At 70.1% G+C, this 20969-nt stretch carries 19 protein-coding genes; 7 read left to right on the forward strand and 12 right to left on the reverse strand.

Going from position 1 to position 20969, the window contains the following annotated elements; all coding sequences use genetic code 11:
• Positions 1–136 precede the first annotated feature (136 nt).
• The gene (locus tag D7X96_RS26015) at positions 137–577 is read left to right on the forward strand and encodes a MarR family winged helix-turn-helix transcriptional regulator (RefSeq protein ID WP_233610193.1); all 441 of its coding nucleotides are present in this window, start codon (positions 137–139) and stop codon (positions 575–577) included.
• 5 nt (positions 578–582) lie between these two features.
• Here the strand turns inward: D7X96_RS26015 and D7X96_RS26020 are convergent, their stop codons facing one another.
• Positions 583–1167, reverse strand: coding sequence for a YdcF family protein (locus D7X96_RS26020; RefSeq protein ID WP_244219721.1), 585 nt, complete (start codon positions 1165–1167; stop codon positions 583–585).
• Between the two features lie 269 nt (positions 1168–1436).
• Here D7X96_RS26020 and D7X96_RS26025 point away from each other — a divergent pair, with 269 nt between their 5' ends.
• The gene (locus D7X96_RS26025) at positions 1437–2000 is read left to right on the forward strand and encodes a hypothetical protein (protein WP_120551214.1); all 564 of its coding nucleotides are present in this window, start codon (positions 1437–1439) and stop codon (positions 1998–2000) included.
• Positions 2001–2007: 7 nt separating this feature from the next.
• Here the strand turns inward: D7X96_RS26025 and D7X96_RS26030 are convergent, their stop codons facing one another.
• The 3 genes from D7X96_RS26030 to D7X96_RS26040 all read right to left on the reverse strand — a co-directional run bounded on the left by D7X96_RS26030 (position 2008) and on the right by D7X96_RS26040 (position 4452).
• Complete coding sequence (locus D7X96_RS26030) at positions 2008–2913, reverse strand: endonuclease/exonuclease/phosphatase family protein (protein WP_120551213.1); 906 nt, start codon at positions 2911–2913, stop codon at positions 2008–2010.
• Positions 2914–3012: 99 nt separating this feature from the next.
• Positions 3013–3642 (reverse strand): MXAN_6652 family MXYO-CTERM-anchored protein, encoded by a 630-nt coding sequence (locus D7X96_RS26035; protein ID WP_120551212.1) that lies wholly within the window; start codon positions 3640–3642, stop codon positions 3013–3015.
• A 114-nt stretch (positions 3643–3756) separates the two neighbouring features.
• Positions 3757–4452 carry a DUF4336 domain-containing protein gene (locus tag D7X96_RS26040; RefSeq protein WP_120551211.1) on the reverse strand — a complete coding sequence of 232 codons (696 nt, stop codon included), beginning with the start codon at positions 4450–4452 and terminating at the stop codon, positions 3757–3759.
• 128 nt (positions 4453–4580) lie between these two features.
• On the opposite strand from D7X96_RS26040, the gene proS reads away from it, so the two are divergent.
• Positions 4581–6014: a proline--tRNA ligase gene (gene proS, locus D7X96_RS26045; RefSeq protein WP_120551210.1), complete on the forward strand. Its 1434-nt coding sequence runs from the start codon at positions 4581–4583 to the stop codon at positions 6012–6014.
• Here the strand turns inward: proS and D7X96_RS26050 are convergent.
• A complete protein-coding gene (locus tag D7X96_RS26050; protein WP_233610191.1) occupies positions 6011–7306 on the reverse strand; it encodes an adenylate/guanylate cyclase domain-containing protein in 1296 nt (431 codons plus the stop codon). The two genes, proS and D7X96_RS26050, sit on opposite strands and share 4 nt — an antisense overlap.
• Before the next feature lie 71 nt (positions 7307–7377).
• On the opposite strand from D7X96_RS26050, the gene D7X96_RS26055 reads away from it, so the two are divergent.
• Positions 7378–7920: a metal-dependent hydrolase gene (locus D7X96_RS26055; protein ID WP_120551208.1), complete on the forward strand. Its 543-nt coding sequence runs from the start codon at positions 7378–7380 to the stop codon at positions 7918–7920.
• A 14-nt stretch (positions 7921–7934) separates the two neighbouring features.
• The gene (gene thpR, locus D7X96_RS26060; protein ID WP_120551207.1) at positions 7935–8486 is read left to right on the forward strand and encodes an RNA 2',3'-cyclic phosphodiesterase; all 552 of its coding nucleotides are present in this window, start codon (positions 7935–7937) and stop codon (positions 8484–8486) included.
• Here thpR and D7X96_RS26065 read toward each other — a convergent pair.
• Positions 8483–10678, reverse strand: a complete 2196-nt coding sequence (locus D7X96_RS26065) for a PhnD/SsuA/transferrin family substrate-binding protein (protein WP_120551206.1) — start codon at positions 10676–10678, stop codon at positions 8483–8485. The two genes, thpR and D7X96_RS26065, sit on opposite strands and share 4 nt — an antisense overlap.
• 261 nt (positions 10679–10939) lie before the next feature.
• Here D7X96_RS26065 and D7X96_RS26070 point away from each other — a divergent pair, with 261 nt between their 5' ends.
• Together D7X96_RS26070 and D7X96_RS26075 are read left to right on the forward strand one after the other, a co-directional pair.
• On the forward strand, positions 10940–11593 hold the full coding sequence (locus D7X96_RS26070) for a YiiX/YebB-like N1pC/P60 family cysteine hydrolase (protein WP_244219722.1): 654 nt from the start codon (positions 10940–10942) through the stop codon (positions 11591–11593).
• 79 nt (positions 11594–11672) lie between these two features.
• The gene (locus D7X96_RS26075; protein WP_158626633.1) at positions 11673–13793 is read left to right on the forward strand and encodes a putative metal-binding motif-containing protein; all 2121 of its coding nucleotides are present in this window, start codon (positions 11673–11675) and stop codon (positions 13791–13793) included.
• A gap of 47 nt (positions 13794–13840) precedes the next feature.
• Here the strand turns inward: D7X96_RS26075 and D7X96_RS26080 are convergent, their stop codons facing one another.
• The 6 genes from D7X96_RS26080 to D7X96_RS26105 form a co-directional block, all read right to left on the reverse strand.
• Positions 13841–16252 carry a WD40/YVTN/BNR-like repeat-containing protein gene (locus tag D7X96_RS26080; protein ID WP_244219723.1) on the reverse strand — a complete coding sequence of 804 codons (2412 nt, stop codon included), beginning with the start codon at positions 16250–16252 and terminating at the stop codon, positions 13841–13843.
• A gap of 173 nt (positions 16253–16425) precedes the next feature.
• The gene (locus D7X96_RS26085; protein ID WP_244219724.1) at positions 16426–17166 is read right to left on the reverse strand and encodes a hypothetical protein; all 741 of its coding nucleotides are present in this window, start codon (positions 17164–17166) and stop codon (positions 16426–16428) included.
• A gap of 180 nt (positions 17167–17346) precedes the next feature.
• The gene (locus D7X96_RS26090) at positions 17347–18099 is read right to left on the reverse strand and encodes an ABC transporter ATP-binding protein (protein WP_120551203.1); all 753 of its coding nucleotides are present in this window, start codon (positions 18097–18099) and stop codon (positions 17347–17349) included.
• Positions 18096–18980 carry an ABC transporter ATP-binding protein gene (locus D7X96_RS26095; protein ID WP_120551202.1) on the reverse strand — a complete coding sequence of 295 codons (885 nt, stop codon included), beginning with the start codon at positions 18978–18980 and terminating at the stop codon, positions 18096–18098. Before D7X96_RS26095 ends, D7X96_RS26090 begins: the two co-directional genes overlap by 4 nt.
• Entirely contained in the window at positions 18977–20047 is a 1071-nt protein-coding gene (locus D7X96_RS26100) for a branched-chain amino acid ABC transporter permease (RefSeq protein WP_120551201.1), read from the reverse strand. Before D7X96_RS26100 ends, D7X96_RS26095 begins: the two co-directional genes overlap by 4 nt.
• Positions 20047–20967 (reverse strand): branched-chain amino acid ABC transporter permease, encoded by a 921-nt coding sequence (locus D7X96_RS26105; RefSeq protein ID WP_121770987.1) that lies wholly within the window; start codon positions 20965–20967, stop codon positions 20047–20049. The genes D7X96_RS26100 and D7X96_RS26105 overlap by 1 nt, the downstream gene beginning before the upstream one ends.
• Positions 20968–20969 lie beyond the last annotated feature (2 nt).

The following is a 20969-nucleotide window of genomic DNA, read 5'->3' on the forward strand; positions in this document are numbered from 1 at the left end:
GGCGTCTCGTGGGCTCGGAGATGTGTATAAGAGCCAGGCCTACAAGTTGACCCGCTCTCCCCCCGCCGCTAATGAATACTCTGTGTCACGGAATATCCATAAAGAGGATGAAGCGCTCTCGAAGGACATCGACCGGATGCAGGAGTTGATGTTCTCGTTGGGCCGTCGCCGTTCACTCCGTGACCCCATCGCCAGCACCTGCGAGCAGCACCAGTTCACGCCGCCCCAGGTGCACGCACTGCTGTGGCTGGGCCTGGACGGCTCGCTCACCATGGGCGAGCTGGCCCGGCGGCTGGGGGTCACCGAAAAGACCGTCACCGGCGTCATGGACCGCCTGGAGCGCGAAGGCCACATCGTCCGGGAGCGCGGTGAGAACGACCGGCGCATCGTGCGCTGCCGGCTCACCGACAAGGGCAAGCAGACCTTCGGCAAGCTCGACCGCTCCATGCACCGCGCGATGGGCGTGGTGCTGGGCATGCTCGACCCGGACGACCGCCAGGCCCTCTTCCGCGTCCTGGAGAAGGTGCTCACCAAGATGGACGCCGGTACTCCGGACACCCCCGCTTCGGGGACCTGAGGCCTTCAGCGCCCTCCCGGTGCCCGCGCCCACAACAGGCGCGGGTGCAGCAGCAGCGCGAACGCCTCGCGCACGGTCCAGTACGCCCGGTCCACCGCGCGCATCCGCCCGGCGATGGAGGCCGGGCTCGTGGCCACCTCCAGGCCCTGCCGCCGGAAGCCCTGCCGCGCGCGCAGCAGGTGATACGGGTCGGAGACCACCACCACCCGGCGCGCCCCACGCTCGCGCAACAGCCGCGCGCTGAACCGCGCGTTGTCTTCCGTGGAGTGGCTGTCCTCCTCCAGCACGCACGCGGACGCGGGCACGCCCGCCGCCACCGCCAATTGGAGCATCACGCGCGCCTCGGACGGCGGATGGGCCCCCACGCCCCCGGACAGCAGCAGCCACGGCGCCACGCCCCGGTGATAGAGCGCCGCCGCCTGCTCCACGCGCGCCACCAGCGCGCCGGAGGGCACACCGCCCGGCAGCACCCGCGCGCCCAGCACCACCAGCGCGTCCGCGTCCGTCACGCGCTCGCGCCGGCCGAAGCGGTCCACCCAGAAGGCCAACCCGAAGACGCCGCCCGTGAGCACGCCCGCGCACAGGAGCACCGCCCGTCGCGCACGTCCGGGTCTGGGAAGAAGGGCAAGAGGCCGCACCGCCGGGAACCTAGTCCTGCACCGGACATCCCGCGGCTCCGGATACGCCTTGAGTGAAGCAGTGTGTCCATGAAGACAGGTTTCACCGTGTTGGGCCCAACGGACGGCCCGGCGAATTGTCACGATGCGTATCGCCCGGGAGGGGGGCTCGGAGACACAATGTGAGCCACGCCCGGCCGGGGTCCGCGTCGAACCCGGAGCGGCCGGTGGGAGGCATACGGATGGATGTCAAAGGCGTCGCATTCCTGGCTCGGCAGACCATGATGGTGCAGGCCTTCGGCGAACCGGCATGGAAGGCCTTCGTCGCGGAGCAGGCGAAGCGGGACCCCATCTTCGGACAGCTCATCATGCCCGTGTCGCGCATCCCGGCGGAGGCCTTCCTGCGCTTCAACGAGGCCATGACCCAGCGGTTCTATGGCGGCGACAGCAAGGCCTACTGGCAATACGGCATCAAGTCCGCCGAGTACGCGCTGAGCCAGGGCCAGCTCAAGACGATGTTCGGCAAGGACGACTTCCGCCGCTTCGCCCTCTTCACCCCCGGCATCTGGAAGGGCTACTTCACCGAGGGCGAGCTGACCGCGCAGCTGCAGGGCGACTCCGTGGAGCTGCGCATCACCGGCGTGCCCCGGCCGCACGTCTACTTCGAGCTCGCGGTGATGGGCTTCGCCGCCGGAGGCCTCGCGTACCTGAGCGGCCGCAAGGAGATCCACCACGAGGTGGTGAAGGGCTTCAGCAGGGGGGACATGGAGGTCCTCTACCGCTTCACCCTGCCCACCCCGGGCTGAAAAGCCTTCAGCGCTCCGCCGCCGCCGTGGCCGGGCCATTGGGGGCCCTGGCGGCCGGAGCGACGACGACCGGAGCCTGGGCGGGCTCGAGCCGCAGGTCCGCCACCACCGGGTAATGGTCGGACGCGCCCACGCGCAGCACGCGCGTGGACACCGGCGTGAAGGCGCCGCACGCCATCACGTAGTCGATGCGCAGCGACTTCAGGAACAGCGGCATGGGGTAGGTGCCCGTCCCGTCGGAGCGGGTGACGCGCGCCACGTCCCGCAGCTGGCGGCTGAGCAGGCGCACCGGGCGCGAGTCCGGGTCGTCGTTCAAATCCCCCATCAGCAGCCGCGGCCGGGGGTCCTTCGCCAGCAGCTGGGAGATGAAGACGCTCTGGCGCACGCGCGCCGCGCCGTTGAACGGCCGGCGGATGAGGTGCGTGGCGTAGACGCTCACCTCGCGCCCGTCCACGTCCAGCACCGCGTGCGCCAGCGTGCGCGGCTCCGCGCCCTTGGGCGTGGGCAGCGGGTACTGCGCCAGCGACTGGAGCGGATAGCGCGACAGGAGCGCGATGCCGTACGCGCCGCCATACAGCCGCGTGGTGCCGAAGTGCGCGCGGTACTTCAGGCCGGTGAGCGCGGACAGCCGCTCCACCTGGTCCTCGCCGCGCGCGCGCGTGGAGCCCACGTCCACCTCCTGCAGCGCGACGACGTCCGGGCCCTCCTGACGGATGACCTCCGCCACCCGGTCCAGGCCCTTCAAGCCGGACTGGATGTTGAAGGTCATCACCCGCAGGGCGCCCGCGTCGCGCTTCGGGGCCACCGCGACGGGGGTGGTGCCCGAGGACAGGGTCGGACGCACCGCGGAACCGGAGGCACAGGCCAGCGATCCCGCGACGAACAGGGCGGTCAGAAGGGGGCTCGTTCGCATCGTTCGCATCAGGGGGGGCGATGGTAGGCCGCCCGCCCTCGCGCTGTCGTCCCGCCCCCCGGGGCACGGCCGGAGGGCAGGCGGGCGTCAGGCTCCGCTTCAGCCCTGGCGGGACTGACGGCGGCGGCGCGAGGCCAGCGCCGCGAACACGGCGATGAGCACCGCCGGAGCGCCGCTGGTGGCCGCGGAGCAGCCGCCCTCGTCGTCCTCCTTGATGGGCGCCGGGTCGCTGCCGCCCGTGACGACGACCTCCAGCGTGGCGTTGGCGTGCGCGTCGCCAGTCTCGAGCTTGTTGTCGTTCACGGAGTTGCCAGCGGCGAACACCTTGTAGGTGCCGTTGGTGGCCGGGGCCACCAGCGAGAAGTCGAAGCGCGCCGAGCCGTCCGTGAAGCCCTTGGGCAAGGAGTGCGTCAGCTCACCGGCCACCACCTTGGAGCCCGAGCCCGCGGTCAGCGTCGCGCCGTCCACGGCCACGTTCATGCCGGCCTTCACGCCAGGGCCGCCGGTGATGATCAACGAGTACTGGCCCGTCTGGCCCGCGCTCAGGGCCGTGGGCCCCTCCAGCGTCACGGTGGGGGTGCTGGAGCCGCCGCCGTGGCAGCCGGACGCCGTGCAGGACAGGCCGTTCTGCTTGCCGCTGCGCCCGGTGATGCCGGTGGAGTTGGCGAACGCGGAGCCCGCGACGAGGCACACCGCGACCGCGCCCACGGACGAGAGAATGGACCGCATGAGAGGAACCTCCTGGGGGGAAAATCAGGAAAGACGAGGAGGCTCCCTTGTAGCGCAGCGCGGCGAGGAGTGCAGCAGGCGACACTCACCTGTGACTCCGGGGCGAAGCGCGCCCTACAGCCAGGAGAAGGCGTCGTGGAGCGCCTTCTGGCCGCCGTGCTCCAGCACCTGGCCGTGGCAGACGATGACGCGCTCCACCTCCCACTTCATCGCACGCTGAGCGGCGGCGCGCGCGGCCTCCCGGTCCTTGGCGAAGAGGCGCAGGAAGCGCGGGGCGGCGAACTTCCCCAGGACGCCGTCCGCCCACAGGTACGCGCGCAGCTTCAGCCCCTCCGCGTGCCGGTAGTGGAAGGCCAGGTCGGTGACGATGGCGGTGCGGGACGGGCGGTGGAAGAAGAGGAACTCGTTGAGCTGGGGCATGCCGCGCACGTGCATCTGCTCAATCACGGGGGCCCAGGCCGGGTCGGGGGTGTCCTCCAGCTCCAGGTCGATGCGCAGCGCCGGCTTCTTCGCGCGCAGCCCCGCGGGCGCCACCACGCGGGCGTCCGGGAAGGCCGCGGACCAGTCCGGCAGGTGCAGGTGGTGGAAGAGGTTGGGGGCGACGAGGAAGCGCACCGGCCCCAGGGCCGCCACGGCGTCGCGCCGCTCCGGCGTGAAGGCGACAGGCGAGTGCACCCACAGCCCGCCGTCCGGCAGGCGGAGGACCGTCATGCGGCCCCCCACGGGGATGCCGAAGAGGAGGAAGGGGGCGTCGAACACGTGCACGTCGTCGGCGAGCTTGCGGGGAGCGGCGTCAGGGGGCGTGGGCATGGCGGGTCGTTTTCCAAGCACGGACGGCGTTCAGGGGACGAGTCCGGCCTCGGTCGGGCGTTGATTTCCGGAACATCCCGGCGTAGGCAACCCCTCACTTTCCATCCCCTAGCAAGGTTCCCAAGCACATGGCCGAGAAGCTCACGCCCCGCGAGAAGGGCTTTTCCGAGTGGTACGTCGACCTGGTCCAGAAGGCGAAGCTCGCCGACTACTCGGACGTGAAGGGCTGCATGGTCATCCGCCCCAACGGCTACGCGCTGTGGGAGAACATCCAGCGGACGATGGACCGGATGTTCAAGGACACGGGCGTGAAGAACGCCTACTTCCCGCTGCTCATCCCGGAGAGCTACCTCAAGAAGGAAGCCGAGCACGTGGAGGGCTTCAACCCGCAGCTGGCCATCGTCACGCACGCGGGTGGCTCCAAGCTGGAGGAGCCGTACGTCATCCGGCCCACCTCCGAGACCATCATCAACCGCAGCTTCTCCAAGTGGATCCAGAGCTACCGCGACCTGCCCCTCCTGGTGAACCAGTGGGCCAACGTGATGCGCTGGGAGATGCGCACGCGCCTGTTCCTGCGCACCACGGAGTTCCTCTGGCAGGAGGGCCACACCTGCCATGAGACGGAAGCCGACGCGGAGGAGCGCACGCTGCAGATGCTGGAGGTCTACCGCGCGTTCGCGGAGGACTACCTGGCCATGCCGGTGCTGCCGGGGCGCAAGTCGGAGTCGGAGAAGTTCGCCGGCGCGCTGCGCACGTACAGCATTGAAGCGATGATGCAGGACAAGAAGGCGCTGCAGGCGGGCACCAGCCACAACCTGGGCCAGAACTTCGCCAAGGCCTTCGACACCACGTTCCAGGGCCGCGACGGACAGCAGCACCACGTGTGGCAGACGTCGTGGGGCTCCTCCACGCGCCTCATCGGCGGGCTCATCCTCACGCACTCGGATGACACGGGCCTCGTGGTGCCGCCGAAGATCGCCGCCACGCACGTGGTCATCATCCCCATCGCTGGCAAGGCGACGGACGCGGAGAAGACCGCGGTGCTGGAGCGCTCGCACGCGCTGGCCGCGGACCTGCGCAAGGCGGGCCTGGGCGTGGTGGTGGACGACGACGACACCAAGTCGCCGGGCTTCAAGTACAACGAGCACGAGCTCATTGGCACGTGTCTGCGCATCGAGCTGGGGCCCAAGGACCTGGCGAAGAACTCCTGCGTGATGGTGCGCCGCGACCTGCGCCAGAAGGAGTTCGTGTCGCTGGAAGAGGCCGCCACCAAGGCCCAGGCCATGCTGGACCAGATGCAGAAGGACCTGTTCCAGAAGGCCAGGGACTTCCGCGACTCGCACACCTTCGAGGTCAACTCCTACGAGGAGCTGAAGGCGAAGGCGGAGGACGGCTTCCTGCTGGCGCACTGGGACCTGGACCCCAAGACGGAGGCGCGCATCAAGGAGGAGACGGGCCTCACCACGCGCTGCCGCCCCTTCAGCGTCAAGCAGGAGCCGGGCAAGTGCGTGATGACGGGCAACCCGTCGCCCGGCCGCATCGTGTTCTCCAAGGCGTACTAGCGCACGCGCTCTGTTCGCCGTGACTCGCGGGGCTGGGAGGCGACTCCCGGCCCCGTCGTCTTTTCAGCCGCCCGCGTCCGGGGCAGGAAGGTGGCCACGGGCTCCGGCTTGCCGGCGACGGGCAGCGGGGCGGCGGCCTCGAAGTCGAAGGTGTCCTGGCAGCGCTCGCGCGTGGCGTGGGAGACGAGCACCGGGGCGCCGACCTTCTTCGTCAGGCCCTCGATGCGGCTGGCCAGGTTCACCGCGTCGCCAATGACGGTGTACTCGCGGCGCTGCTCGCTGCCGACGGCGCCCACCACCACGCGGCCGGTGTGGATGCCCACGCCGATGTCGAGCGTGAACTCGCCCCGCGCCTTGCGCTCCTGGTTGAGCGTCTCCAGCGCCTCCAGCATGGCCAGGCCGCACGCGACGGCGGCCTCCGGGTGGTCCGGCTGGTCCAGGGGCGCGCCGAAGTACGCGAGGATGCCGTCGCCGATGAACTTGTCCAGGGTGCCGCCGTGGCGGAACACCACCTCCACCATGCGCGACAGGTACTCGTTGAGCAGCGCCACCACCTGGGGGCTCTCCATCCGGTCCGACAGCGTGGTGAAGCCCCGGATGTCGGAGAACAAGAGCGTCACCTCGCGGTGCTCGCCGGCCTCGCCGTCGGTGCCGCGCTCGGAGATGCGCCGGGCGACCTCCGGGGAGAAGAAGCGGCCCAGCCGCTCGCGCTGCATCTCCTCGCGCACCACGTCCGTGACGAGCCCCATCACCGTGCGGCTGATGAAGAGGGCCACCGACGAGGCGAGCACCATCACCAGCACCAGGCCGGGCAGGAACTGGGAGGGCGTCAGGCCCGCGCTCAAGCACAGCAGGGCCACCGCGACGATGCCCAGCGCCGTGGCCGCCGCGACGATGAGCCGCGACAGCGTCACCATGGACACGATGACCACCAGCACCAGGTACACGCCCAGGGTGAGCAGCGCGGTGGGCACGCCGTTGGCGGTGGTGGGGATGGCCTGCGCCTGGAGGAAGTAGATGAGCGGCATGTCCAGCAGCGCCACGCCCAGCGCGGGCCGCCGCAGCAGGTCCGGCACCCGGCGCGCCGCCGCCCACAGCACCGCGGAGAGCGCGATGTAGGCCGCCAGCACGCCGCGCGACACGCTCCAGTCGTCCAGCACGGCCAGGAGGAGCCACGCGGTGGTGGCTCCGACGCGCGTCATGTTGAGCCAGGAGCCGACGTCGGCCCGCCACTCCTCCAGACGGCGTTGCAGGGTGGCTTCGACACGGGCGCGTGAGAACAGGAACCGCATGTAGCACCGAGGCTACCCCACGCGACGGGCGCCCTCCAGGCGGGGCCCCGTGTGCGTTAGGGTCCGGCCCCATGGCGAGCATCGGGCACGTAGCGGTGGGCATGGCGCTGGGGCGCTTCGAGACGGGGGCGGGCGCGCCCTGGCGGCGGCGGGTGGCGGTGATGGCGTTCCTGTCGCTGCTCGCCCTGCTGCCGGACGCGGACGTGGTGGCCTTCGCGCTGCGCATCCCCTACGCGGCGACGTGGGGGCACCGGGGTGCGTCGCACTCGTTCGTGTTCGCGGCGGCGGTGGCGCTCGCGGTGGGGTCGCTCGCCCGGTGGAAGGGGGAGCCCGGCACGCGCTGGGGCCTGCTGGCGTTCGCGGCGCTGGCCAGCCACGGCATCCTGGACACGCTCACGGACGGCGGGCTGGGCGCGGCCCTCTTCTGGCCCTTCTCCAACGCGCGCGTCTTCGCCCCGGTGCGGCCGCTGCCGGTGGCGCCCATTGGCGCGGGCATGCTGTCCGCGCGCGGGCTGTACGTGAGCGTCGTGGAGTTCCTCGTGTTCCTGCCCGCCTGGCTCTATGCCCTCTGGCCCCGGAAGGCGCGAGCGGTGGGCAGCGTCCAGGTTCCCTGAAGGAGGGCTTCGCGATGCGCCTGTTCACCGCCGTGACCCTGGGGGACGCCCTCACCGCCGAGACCGGGCGGGGCATCGAGCGCCTGCGCACGCTCGCTCCGGACGCGAAGTGGGTGCGGCCGGAGGGCGTGCACCTGACGCTGCTCTTCCTGGGGGACGTGGACGACAGCCGCCTGCCGGAGCTGCGCGACGCGCTGGAGCCGGTGGGGCTGTACCACGCGCCCTTCGTGCTGTCGGTCGGTGGCGGCGGGACGTTCGGTCCGCCCTCACACCCGCGCGTGCTCTGGGCGGACGTGCGCGGGGACACCGCGGCGCTGAAGGCGCTCCAGGCGGACGTGGCGCGCGCGCTGGAGCCCCTGGGCTTCACGTCCGAGCACGGCGAGTACGTCGCGCACCTCACGCTGGCCCGCGCGCGTCCGATGCGCGGAGACCCGGCGCTGGCGGCGTGCGCGCGCGAGCTGCAGGGCGCGTCATGGGGCGAGGGGCGCGTGGACCGGCTGGTGCTCTTCGAGAGCACGCGCGGCCACTACGTGCCCCGGCTGGAGGTGATGCTGGAGCGCGGCTAGCAGGCGCGCAGGCCTTCCGCCACGGGCACGGCGGCCGGCAGCGTGACGGTGAGCAGCGTGCCCCGGCCCTCGCGGCTCTCCGCGCGCAGCGTGCCGCCCAGGCCGGTGGCGATGGTGTGGCTCACGGACAGGCCCAGGCCGGTGCTGTTGGGGCGCGAGGTGGCGAAGGGCTCGAAGATGTGCGCGAGCGCGTCCGGGGACAGCCCCTTGCCGGAGTCCTGCACCTCCACCACCACCTCGCCGTCCTCGCTGGTGTAGGCCGCCACGCGCAGCACGTTGTGCGCGGCGTCCTGGGTGTCCATCTGCTGCAGGGCATTGAGCAGCAGGTTGAGGAAGAGCTGGGTGAGGCGCGCCTCGTCCGCGTCCACCGTGGGCATCTCGTGGAAGTCCCGCTCCAGCCGGGCGCGGTGCTGCAACTCGCCTCGTAAGAGCTTGAGGGCGTTCTCCAGCACCGGCTGCACGGCCACGCGGGCGCGGTGCTCCGGCGGCTTGCGCGACAGCGTGCGCAGGTCCTGCACGATGTGCTTGAGCCGGGTGGCACCCTCCACCGTCTCGCTCAGCGCGGACAGCATGTCCTCCAGGTCCGCGCGCGGCACCGGCGTGCCGGCGAGCAGCGGCTGCTTCAGGCGGTCCATCTCCTCGCGGATGTACGAGAGGTTGGCCAGCACGAAGGCCAGCGGGTTGTTCATCTCATGGCCCACCGCCGCCGCGAGCGAACCCAGCGCGGACAGCCGGTCCGCCTGGAACAGCCGCGCCTCCAGCTGCTTGCGCAGCGTCACGTCGCGAGCGAAGACGCGCAGGCCCGGCGGGTCCCACAGCTGCGCGACGGTGAGCTCCCAGTAGCGGCCGTCCAGGTGCACCGTGGGCGCGGGCTCTCCCGGAGGCGCGCCGCGCCAGGCCCAGGTGAGCGCCGCGTGCACCAGCGGGTGCGTGGCGCCCTTCTCCACCAGGTCCTGGAACGCCGCGTGGGTGGCGGGGTTCGCGTACCGCAGCTCCCCGTCCATGCCCAGCTCCAGCAGCGGCTCCGGGTGCAGCAGCGGGAACGACGCCAAGCGATAGAGCGGGTCTTCCAGCGAGCGCAGGCCGCTGACGTCGCGCACCAGCAGGCCCAGCTTCACGCCCGTGCCTCCGGGCGAGGGCACGCACGGGGTGATCTCCGCCGCGTAGATGCGCTCGTCGCCGTTCACGGTGAGCCGGTACTCCAGCCGGCCGTCGGAGCCGCCCCGGAGGACGGCCTGGAGCAGGGAGATGAGGGGCTTGCTCGCGGCGGAGCCCAGGACGTCCTCCAGCTTGCGCCCCTCCGCGCCGCGCATGTCCAGGCCGAAGGCGCGGCCGGACGGGGACCACAGCCTGAGGCAGCGCCCCTCCGCGTCCAGCTCCCCGGCCAGGTACTCCGCGGTCGCCGAGGGGCGCGGGCTGGACGCGGGCGCATCCACGCCGGGCGAGCGCACGAAGCCCTCCACGCGGAAGGGCCCCATGAGCATCTCCAGGCCCGCGCCGTCGGTGTTCATCCGCGTGAGGACGGAGATGAGCGCCTGCGCGTCCGCTTCCGGCATCCGCCTGGTGAGGATGAGGCCGTCGGCGAGCGTGGGGATGGTGAAGAGAAACGGCATGAGCCGCGGAGCGTCCGCGCCCAGGTACGTCGTCAGCGTGGCGCGCATCGCGTGCGCGTCCGTGTGGTTGCAGAAGAGCGCGCACAGGTCCGACTCGCCGCGCAGCACGGCGTCCAGCGCCTTGCGGTAGGTGCCCAGGAAGCGCTGCTCGGAGAAGAGCGTGTCCGGGCGCAGGCCCAGCGACTCCAGGTGGCGCACCGGCAGCAGGTGCCCGCCCGTGGAGCGCGGCGCCACCCACGCCACGCGCTTGCCCTGGAGCGTCTCCAGCGTCAGCGGCTCGTCCGCGCGGCAGATGAAGGCGGAGTGGTAGTGCCAGCTTCCAGAGCGCACCGCGCGAAGCACCGCGCGCGCCTGCGGCTCGAAGGCGTTGCACTGCTCGGCGGTGCCCCAGGCCATCTCCACCCGGCCCGCGGCGAGCTCCGCCTCCAGGAACTCGTAGGTGGGCGCCATGGACATGACGACCGGGCGGCCCATCCGCTCCGACAGCGCCCGCGCGAACAGCTCCACGCGCACGTGCTCCCGCACCTCGCCCAGGGACGGATACAGCAGACAACGGATGGGCGAGCTCGATGCGGTCACGACGAATTCCTCCGATGGGCCCCCTCTTGCGCGCACCCGGACAGCCGGCTCGCGAGTCCTGCCTGTCTACCCGAAACTTTCCGGAATTGCCACATTATTCTGGAGTCACTGCAATAAGTAGATTCCCCAGGTTTACCATGCTCGGACCCAGGGTCGTGAGCGACTTCCACGTACCGTGGGTGAAGCCTGCTCGGAAGTGGATGGCACCGGGGCTGCACTGAGGGTGGGTGGACGGATGCAACCCACTGAAGGGACGGACGGATGCGCTGGATCGTGAGGGGAATGTGGCTGGTGGCCCTCGTCGTGATGGGGGCGGCGTGGCTGGTGGGCCGCGGGACGCAGGCGGCGCCGCGCGGGGTGGAGGGGTTGGCGGCGAAGGTGCGGACGGGGGACGTGGTGTTCCAGACGTCGGGCTCACGCCAGTCGAAGGCCATCCAGGTGGCCACGCACAGCCCGCTGTCGCACGTGGGGCTGGTGGAGGTGACGCCGGAGGGGGTGTTCGTGGTGGAGGCCGTGCAGCCGGTGAAGCGCACGCCGTTCCAGCAGTGGAAGGCGCGCGGGGTGAAGGGGCGGCTGCTGGTGATGCGGCCGCAGGGGGTGGATGACGCGGCGAAGGCGCGGGCGGTGGCGGAGGCGAAGCGGCACCTGGGCAAGCCGTACGACGCGCTCTTCGGGTGGGGGGACGAGGCGATGTATTGCTCGGAGCTGGTGCGCAAGGCGTACGCGGCGGGAGCGGGGGTGGAGTACGGGAGGATGGAGCGGCTGGGCGACCTGGATGTGGCGGGACTGAAACAGGAGATTGCCGAGCGCTACAGGGGGCCGGTGCCGGTGGACCTGGAGCTGGTGACGCCGGCGAGCCTGGCGGCGGATGGCCGGCTGGCGGTGGTGTATTCGGATTTCCCCACGGAGCGTTGAGGCCGCGTCATCCCTTGAGGATTCAAGAGGGCAGCCGAGGACTCACACGCGGGGAGAAGGACCGGTAGGATGGGCGTCCATGAAACGCCTTTTTCTGCTGCTGCCGTTGGTGGCCCTCGCGGGCTGTAAGGATCCCCAGGACGGGGTGAAGGTCGTGATCTCGTATGGCCAGTTCGTCCCGGGCTGCGTGCGGGTGACCGCCACGGACGACGCCAGTGGGGACACGCGCACCACGGACGTCGCGGTCCGGGGGAAGAAGCCCGAGCCCAACAGTCAGATCGTGGTGGGCTTGCTGCTGCCGGAGAAGTGGGGCACGGCCATCACGGTGGAGGCGAACGGTTACGAGGCGCTGCCCAAGGACGATGCATGCGTCGGCAACGCCGTGACGAACCAGCGGAAGGGCCTCTCCGTTCCGAAGGGCAGCACGAAGGACGGCAAGCCCGCGGAGCTGACCCTGCTGGCGGACGCCAGGGACGAGGACGGCGACGGGTACGTCAGCAACACGGCTGGCGGCTCGGACTGCGATGACAAGGCGGGAGTTGGAGCGGGGATCAATCCCGGCGCCACCGAGCTGTGCAACGGCCAGGACGACAACTGCGACGGCAACAAGGATGAGGACTTCGCCATCGGGTCTGAATGCATCAGCCCCGAAGGTTGCCCGAGCGTTCGCACCTGCAACACCAGTGACCCTACGACATTCGCCTGTATCGCCACCAACGTGCAGTACGCATGGGTAGATGCGGACAGGGATCAGCACGGCGACAAGAATCAGGGTCAGGTGGTGGTCTGCAGCGCGACGCTTCCGCCGGACCGCCTGCCGCTCACCTCGCCTCACGATGACTGCAACGATTCGGAAGCCAGCATCCATCCTCAGGCGACGGAGAAGTGCAACACCGTCGACGACGATTGCGACGGCGACACGGATGAAGGGTTTGGCGTGGGCGCCACCTGCTTTGAAACCGGTGTCCAGTGCGATGGCATCCAGCAGTGCAATGCCACGCAAGACGGTGTTGTGTGCAAGCCGACGGGAACCGTCCCGACCTGGTATCCCGATCAGGATGAAGATCAGCATGGGAAGATGGACGCAGGCATTGTCCGCTGCCCCAAGCCTGACGCGGGCTACATCACCGAAGGCAGGGACTGCGACGACGGCAACCCCTTCATCCATGGAGATGCCCGGGAGCTGTGTGATGGCCAGGACAACAACTGCAACGGGACTGTGGATGACGGTCTGAACTGCGCACCGACCTGGGCCGGCCAGCAGGTGGGTGAGGAAGCCGACCGGACGTGGTACGGCCTCTCCGTGTATGGGGATGGTGGCGTCTGGATTGTGGGCAGCGACGGTGGGCGCGCGGTAAAACAACCCAGTGAAACGGCCTTCTCGGTGCGCCCAGGTGCATGCACGGGCACCAGCAACACCCGCACCCTCTTTGGTGTCTGGTCCAATTCCGAGGGCAAGGCGTTCATTGGCGGATCGGAAGGACTTCTCCTGATCCAGGAGCCCGGAAGCACCGATTGTACGCCGAGGCGCCCTCCCAATCTGGATGCAGGGTCAGGCACCATCGCCACCACGGACCTTTTCGGCTTCGCCAATCCGTCGGACCCCGATGATGTGCAACTGTACGGCGTTGCCTCTGATGACGATAAAGGCGCGACCTTCCAGTGGAATGGAGCAGTGGTGGGCGTGCCGATCATCGCTGCGTCCAACAGCACCTTCCAGGGCATCCATGGAATCTCTCCCGAGGTGATGTTCGCCGTGGGTTCGTTCAAGAACCCCGAGGCCGGAGGCGCTAGAGGGCAAATCTTCCGCTATGACCCGGTGACTTCATCCTGGGGCACGCCGGTTGAGCCACCCAACACCAAGGGGCTCAATGCTGTCTGGGTCGTCAATTCCAAGCTCGCCTACGCGGTGGGCAATGCGGGTGCATTCCTGAAGTGGGACGGCTCCGTGTGGGCCACTTCGCCCGGCCCCGCTGCTGAACGACTGACAGGCGTCATCGCCTTTGGCAGTAATTCCGTCTACGTCACGTCGGAAGCTGGCAAGGTCTACCGTTACGAGAACGGAAATTGGCAGACGTATGACCTGGGTGCCTCGCTGTATGGCATCAACGGGACCAACCCCGGGGACCTCTGGGTCATCGGCGTCCGCGGCCTGGCCTTCCACTATCCGTCCTGGCCTGCCGCGCCCCCGCCTCCGTGATGAACTAGCTCACGGTGGGGCTGCGCGCCCCACCGTGACGCCGTGTCTCAGCGCTTCACCCGCAGGACCTGGAACCCCTTTCCTCCGGTTCCGAAGCCCTTCAGGTTGTCCGCCCGCACCACCAGGTCTCCGTTGGGCAGTTCGCCCCAGACCTCCGCGCGGGCCAGGACGCCAGTCGTGGCCCGCTCGTATTTCCGGGCCTCCACCCATGTCACCGCATCCGTGCTCGTGAAGAGCCGCGCGTAGACATCCGACGCGGGCTGCACGTCCCCCACGTCCGCTCTCGCCGTGCCCAGCACGAAGCCGCCGCCTCCCAGCGCATCCAGCGAGTACGCCGGCCCTGGCAACGTCAGCAGCGCGTCCACCCGTCCGCTCGCGTACACGCGCAGGAGCTTCGGGTGCTCCGGCTCATACAGCGTGGACTGCCCCAAGAGCAGCTCGCCTCCCGACAACACGGTCCCCGTCACCGCGTTCGCCGCGTAGCCGCCCATCACCTTCGTCCACGTGCGGCCGCCGTCCGTCGAGCGCACCACCGCCGCCTGCGTGCTGCTGCTGCCGAACGTGGCCCACAGCGCGCTGCGCGTCGTGTCCGCGTACAGCGCCGTGCCGTGCCGGTGGTCCTGGAACGTCGCCCGCGCCGTCCACGTCGCGCCACCGTCCGTGCTCGCCCACAGGCGCAGCGGCGTGTTCGCGGAGGTGAACGTCTGGTACTCCAGGAAGAACACCGTGCTGCCCAGCTCCGCGAAGCTCGCGGGCGACATCGCCCGGTAGTTCCCCAGCGCCGCCACGTCCGCCCACGTGCGCCCGCCGTCCGTCGAGCGCTCCAGGTGATAGCTGCCACTGCGGCTCATCTGCGCCAGCAGCGTCCCGTCATTCAACGCCGCCATCACCCAGAACGACGCGCCGCCCACGCCCTGCCCTCTCGCGCTGAACGTGCGCCCACCATCCGTGCTCGCGAGCAGCTTCGACCGGCTCCCGTCCAGCGCCAGCGCGTACACCGTGCCCGCGCCGTCCACCGCCAGCACCTCGTGCGTCGTGTTCGTGAACACCGGCTCCAGCGTCACCGGCCCCTGCACCCCGCCATCCACCGGCGGAGTCCCCGCGTCCACGCCACCATCCGAAGTCCCCGAACCCGCGTCCGGCGTCCCCGCGTCCACGCCGCCATCCGAAGTCCCCGAACCCGCGTCCGGCGTCCCCGCGTCCACGCCGCCATCCGGAACACCGCCGCCGCCATCCGGAACACCACCGTCCTGCCCCGAGGAGCCGCCGCCTCCTTCCGGCTGGCGCGCCAGCGCCACGCGCATCACCCGGCCGCTGGAGTTCGCGTCCGCCGCGTCCCCGTAGAAGCACGGCACCTCCGTGACGCTGTCCGGCAGCACGTCCAGCGTGCTCAGGTAGCCCTTGAAGCTCGTGCGCGAATCCAGCGTCACCGGGTCGCTGAACACGCCGTCGCGCAGCACCCGCACCCGGATCTCGTAATCCGTCGCCGTCTGGAAGTGATTGTAGAAGACATACAGCGCATCCCCGATGCGCGTCACCGCGGGCTGCAACGCCCAGTCCGGCGTCCCCTCCACCAGGATGCGTGAGCCGAACGACGTCCCGTCGAAGCGCCGGTAATACAGCCGCTCCGTCTCATCCTTGTAGACCAGGTGGATGCCGCCCTTCCCGTCCTCCACCGCGCTCAGCGCCGCGCCATGGTAGATGCCGTCGGAGAACGCGTCCCGCTGCGGCCCCCACGTGTCCAGCGGATCCGCCGCGTCACGCACCCGCATCCGCGTGGGCTCGAAGCCGTCGTGCATGGCCCAGAAGAAGACGAGCTTCGACCCCACGCTCAAGAGCCGTCCCCCGCCCCGCTTCTTCGTCCGCCCCAGGTCCGGCTGCCTCTGGAAGCTCGCGCCGCCGTCCGTGGACACCGCCATCACCGCCGTGGCGCCACCGTCCGGCTCCAGCCGGAACGCCTGCACCCACAGCCGCCCCTTCGAGTCCCGCGCCAACAGCGCCCGCGAGTACGCCGTCGCACTGTCCGCGTTGAACACCCGCACCGCCGGCTCCGGCGTCCAGGTGTCCTGCGCCTCGTCGTAGCGCCACCACTGGAAGTACACGTCGTGCCGCGACGACGCCGCCAGCGAGGGGGCTTCGTACGCGTAGACCATCGCCACGTCCCGCCCCACCGCGACCAGCTCCGCCCGGTCGTGGTGCGACGCATCCGGCTGGATTTCCGCCAGCTTGGAGAAGCTCTGGAACCCGTCCTCGGAACGGAACAGGTTCAGCCCCTGACCTTCCGCCCCCTGCTGCTGGATGGCCAGAAGCCACGTGGGCGCAGGCCCGTTGCCCGTCTCAATCCGCACCGAGTGCCGGTGCGCTGGCAGCGTCAGGGCATTGCCCCCGCCGGCCGGCACCATGGGCACCCCACCCGCCGCCACCACCGTGGTCAGCAGGGCTCCCACCCAGGACATCATGTGTTTGCGCCCCCTGTCGTATCCCCGCCCGAAAGGTAGGGACGCAGGACCCGGGAGCAATTGCGGCGGAGGCGGACGTGAAGGGCCCGGTCATCTCCGCGCGGACAGGTGAACACAGCCCACCGCGCGACGCCCCCGGGAGTGTTGGGAGCGCCGCGCTGGGGTCCTGACGACTACTTCTTGCGGCGGCGAGGAGCGGCGGTGCCCGCGTCCATGCCCGTGCCCGCGTCCATGCCCTCCACCGTGCCGGCGTCCATGCCCGTGCCGGCGTCCGGCGTGGCCGTGGTGACGGCGGGGGGCGGGTTCACCAGCTTCAGCGAGGTGAGGAACTCATCCGCCGTGGTGTTGGGGTGGTTGGGGTTGTAGATGACCAGCAGCGTGTACAGGCGCGGGCCCACGAGGAAGTTGCGGGCCTTCACCTCACCGACCACCGGCGAGCTGACCGTGTAGGACTTGCCGGGGTAGCCATCCAGCGTGACGTCCGCCTCTTCCTTGATGGTGCCCTGGACCTGCTTCACCAGGCCGTCCTTGCCCTCGTTCAGCAGGGCCTCCGGAGGACGGCTCGCCACCAGGCGCTCCGGGTAGTCCGCGGTGCTGATGGAGTAGATGGTGCCGTCCTCGGTGCGCGAGGAGAAGGCCGCGGTGTTCACCGTGTTGGCGCCCAGCGGGACCTGCTTGCGCTCCACCTGGGGCTCCGCCGGCATGCCAATGACAAAGCCTTCCGTGGCCTCGTAGGGCTTGAAGGCCGGCGCCGGGGGGGCCACGGGGGCCTCATTGGGCACGTCCTCGATGGTGGAGGTCGCCTGAGCGCCACCGGACGAGGAACCATCGGTCTTCTGCTGGTTGGCGCACGCGCCGGCGATGAGCGCGAGGGTGGTGAGCGAGGCAAGAAGGAGGCGGGACAACGGGCGCATGGGCACGCTTCCTGAGAGGGAAGTGGAAGGAAACAGACTGTCTGTTCGGACGGTAGACGAAGTGCTCCGCCGCTGACTACCCGAGTTTCGACACGGCGCGAGCAACTTGCCCCAACGGCGCCCCCGGAACCGTCCGGGGGCGGACAACGCGCAACGGGGCCGGAAAATCGGCCCGGGAAGCTATTCGCCCAGGTACGCGCGCCGCACCTCGGCGCTGTCCAGCAGCGCCTTGCCCGGGCCGGCCATCACCACCTCGCCCGTCTCCAGCACGTAGCCGTAGTGGGCGGCGTTGAGGGCCAGGTGCGCGTTCTGCTCCACCAGGAGCACGCTGACGCCGGTGGCGTTCACCTCGCGCAGGGTGCGGAAGATGGTCTCCGTCACCTGCGGCGCCAGGCCCAGGGACGGCTCGTCCAGGAGGAGCAGCTGCGGCTTGGAGAGCAGCGCCCGGGCAATGGCCAGCATCTGCTGCTCACCGCCGGACAGCGTGCCCGCCAGCTGCTTCTGACGCTCGCGCAGCACCGGGAACAGGCCGAAGCCCTTGTCCATGTCCTGGCGCACCTGGGCGGTGTCCTTGCGCAGGTACGCGCCCAGCTCCAGGTTCTCGAACACGGTGAGGTTGGGGAAGATGCCCCGCCCCTCCGGCGCGTGCGCCATCCCGCGAGGCACCAGCTGGTGCGCCTTGAGGCCGGTGATGTCCTGCCCCGCCAGCGTGATGCGGCCCGCGGACGGCTTGAGCATGCCGCTCACCGCGCGCAGGGTGCTCGTCTTGCCCGCCCCGTTGGCGCCGATGAGGGCCACCATCTCGCCCCTACCCACCGTCAGGGACACGCCCCGCAGCGCCTGGATGGCGCCGTAGCGGACCTGGATGCCCTCCACCGACAGCAGCGGCTCGAACGCGCGCCGCTCGCCCAGCACCTTCACCGGCTCGCTCACGCCGCGCCTCCGTGGGACTCCAGGTAGCTGTCGCCCAGGTACGCCTCGATGACCTTGCGGTCGCTGCGCACCTCCGCCGGAGCACCGCGGGCAATCGTCTCGCCGTGGTCCAGCACGGTGATGCGCTCGCAGATGCCCATCACCAGCTTCATGTCGTGCTCGATGACCAGCACCCCCAGCGAGAACTCGTCGCGCAGCCGGCGGATGAGCACCATCAGGTCCGCCTTCTCACGCGTGTTCATGCCCGCCGCGGGCTCGTCCAACAGCAGCACCTTGGGGCGCGTGCCCAGCGCGCGGGCGATCTCCAGCCGGCGCTGCTCGCCGTACGGGAGGTTCTTCGCCTCCTCGTCGCGGCGGTGCGACAGGCCCATGACCTCCAGCAGGCGCTCCGCCTGGCGCGTCAATTCGCGCTCCTCGGCCTGGAAGCCGGGGGTGAGCAGCAGCGCGCGCCACCAGTCGCGGTAGTTGCGCATCGCCGTGCCGGCCTTCGCCAGCGGGCCCATCACCACCGGGTGCAGCGCCCCTTGCGCGCGGCAGGCCACCTTCACGTTGTCCAGCGCGGTGAGCGCGCGGAACAGGCGGATGTTCTGGAACGTGCGCGCCAGGCCCAGGTGGTTGATCTGATGCGGCACCCAGCCGTTCACCCGCTGCCCGGCCACGCGCACCTCGCCCTCGGTGGGCTGGTACACGCCGGTGAGCACGTTGAACGCGGTGGACTTGCCCGCGCCGTTGGGGCCGATGAGGCCCAACAGGTCGCCCTGGCGCACGCTGAGGTTGAAGTCCGTGAGGGCCTTGAGGCCCCCGAAGCGGATGCTCACGCCGGACGCCTCGAGCAGGGCTCCACCGGAGCCGGGAGGAGCCGGAGTCACGGCGGCGCTCATGACATCCCCTTCTTCTTCCGGGGGAGCCACCGGGGCAGCACGTCCCAGAGCTCCTTCGTGCCGAACAGGCCCTGCGGCCGCGCCAGCATCAGCACCACCAGCAGGATGCCGTACACGGGCATGCGGATCTGATCCACCTTCTGCGCCAGGCTGCCCCCCGCGCCCAGCGCGCCGAACAGCGAGCGCAAGCCTTCCGGCAGCAGCGTGAGGAAGATGGCCGCGACGATGGCGCCCGTGCTGGAGCCCAGCCCGCCCAGCACCACCATGACGACGATCTCCATGGACTTCACGAAGGTGAACGAGCCCGGGTTGATGATGGGCACGAAGTGCGCGAACAGGCCGCCCGCGATGCCCGCGAAGAACGACGAGATGACGAACGCGCGGACCTTGTAGCCGGTGGTGTCCACGCCCATGGCCTCCGCGGCCACTTCGTCCTCGCGGATGGCCCACAGGCTGCGGCCGTGGCTGGAGCCCGCGATGCGCCGGGCCACCAGCACCACCAGGAAGACCCAGAAGTAGACCATGGCCACGCTGGAGTACTGCGGGATGCCGGACAGGCCCAGCGCGCGGCCGAAGGCCTCCGTGTTCTGCACCACCACGCGGATGATCTCACCGAAGCCCAGCGTCACGATGGCCAGGTAGTCCCCGCGAAGCCGCAGGGACGGCAGGCCCACCAGGAAGCCGCACAGCGCGGCGGCCACGCCACCCGCCAGCAGCGCCACGGTGAAGAGCACCTGGTCGCTGGCGGCCACCGGCAGGAAGGACAGCGCCACCTCCTTCAGCTCCAGCGACGTGACGCCCGCGATGTACGCGCCCACGGCCATGAAGCCGGCATGGCCAATGGAGAACTGGCCCGTCATGCCGTTCACGATGTTGAGGCTCACCGCGAGGATGATGTTCACCCCCACCACGGACAAGAGGTACGTGGCGAAGGGCGAGGTGTTCAGCAGGACATCCGCCAGGACCACCACCGGCACCGCGATGAGCACGGGCAGGATGCCGCGCAGGGCCGGGGGCACGCGGCCCGCGGTTTCATCGGACAACGTCGTAGCGCCAGGGACGGCCATCAGACCTTCTCCGCCGCGACGCGGCCGAACAGACCGCCCGGCTTCACCAGCAGCACCAGGATGAGGAAGCCGAAGGCCACCGCGTCACGCCAGGTGCTGGCCGCGTAGCCCACCACGAACTCCTCCACCAGGCCCAACAGCAGCGCGCCCACCACGGCGCCCGGCACGTTGCCGATGCCGCCGATGACCGCCGCCACGAAGGCCTTGAGGCCCACGTACAGGCCCATGAGCGGGCTCACGGACGTGTCCTTGATGGCGTAGAGCAGGCCCGCGCCCGCCGCCAGCGCGCTGGAGAGCATGAACGTCAGCGCGATGATGCGGTCGGTGGGGATGCCCATCAGCGCCGCGGTGCGGTGGTCGAAGGACACCGCGCGCATCGCCTTGCCAAAGCGCGTGCGGTACACGAGGAACTGGAGCGCGGCCATCAGCCCCACGGCGATGAGGAAGCTGATGACCTGCCAGTTCCACACCACCACGTCGCGGTCCCCCACGATGAACCACTCGCTGGGGACGATGACCTCCGGGAAGGCCCGGGGGGACGCGCCCGGCAGGAAGCCGACGTCCAGCTGGAAGCCGTACGACAGCGCGAACGAGATGCCGATGGCGGTGATGAGCGCGGTGAGGCGCGGCTTCTCACGCAGAGGACGGTAGGCGAAGCGCTCGATGAGGAAGCCGAGCAGCGCGCACCCCACCATGGCCACCGCGAAGATGACGACCACGCCCCACAGGGAACGCTGCGCCTGGCGCCCGAGGGCGAAGGCGGTCGCGTAGCCCATGTAGACGCCGACCATCATCACGTCGCCGTGGGCGAAGTTGATGAGCTTGAGGACGCCGTACACCATCGTGTAGCCCAGGGCGACCAGGGCGTAGATGGTGCCGGCGGCCAGACCGTTGATGAGGTGCTGGAGGAGCTGCGACATGT

Source organism: Corallococcus interemptor, from assembly GCF_003668875.1.
Taxonomy (GTDB): Bacteria; Myxococcota; Myxococcia; order Myxococcales; family Myxococcaceae; genus Corallococcus; species Corallococcus interemptor.